The organism is Mucilaginibacter gynuensis (assembly GCF_039541195.1).
Taxonomy (GTDB): Bacteria; Bacteroidota; Bacteroidia; order Sphingobacteriales; family Sphingobacteriaceae; genus Mucilaginibacter; species Mucilaginibacter gynuensis.
This window is the reverse complement of sequence record NZ_BAABFT010000042.1, coordinates 1-606: the sequence shown is the minus strand read 5'-3', so window position 1 is coordinate 606 and position 606 is coordinate 1. Positions and strand designations below refer to the sequence as shown.

Below are 606 nucleotides of genomic sequence, written 5' to 3'. Positions count from 1 at the left end.
CACGCCCAGAATGTCCCGCAGATGCGAGACCAGCTCCGGGAACGACAACAGGATGGAATCCTGATGTGCGCGCAGTCCGGGCCGGGGGTCGGAGGTCAGTAGCTTCGTGGCCATGTCCTGAGACTACTCCTAACCACGGTTAGAAAGTACCCCATAAATGCATATAAAACTGCAGGTTTCAGCGCAATCCGACGGCTTCAGCAATCCGACGGCTTCAGGGATCTCCCGTGACTGCGGCGGAGGTTCAGCGCACACTCGCGGCGGTCCTAGGCTGGGAGCATGCGCGTTCCCCCCTACACCTGTGTCCTGTGGGATGTGGACGGCACGATCGCGGATGCCTCCGCAGGGATCCTGCCTCGCCTCGCCGAAGTGTTCGACTCATTCGGCCTGCCCGCACCGCCTGTCGCCGAACTGTCGCAGTGGATCGGGCCGCCGATGTTCGAGTCGTTCCGCGAGCGCGGCGGCATGTCGGCGGAGGACGCGCATATCGCCGTGCGGCGGTACCGTGAGCTCGCCGCCCGTGACGGCTACGCCGCGAGCGTGCGGATCTATCCCGGCGTCGTCGAGGCGCTGAGGGCCGTGAAGGCCGCAGGGATCCCGCAGGCC

1 protein-coding gene is annotated in these 606 nt (G+C 65.5%); it reads left to right on the top strand.

Features of this window, described 5'->3' with window-relative positions; genetic code table 11:
• Window positions 1-279: 279 nt before the first annotated feature.
• On the top strand, window positions 280-606 hold a 327-nt coding region (locus ABD894_RS28090), incomplete at its 3' end, for an HAD hydrolase-like protein (protein WP_345214427.1).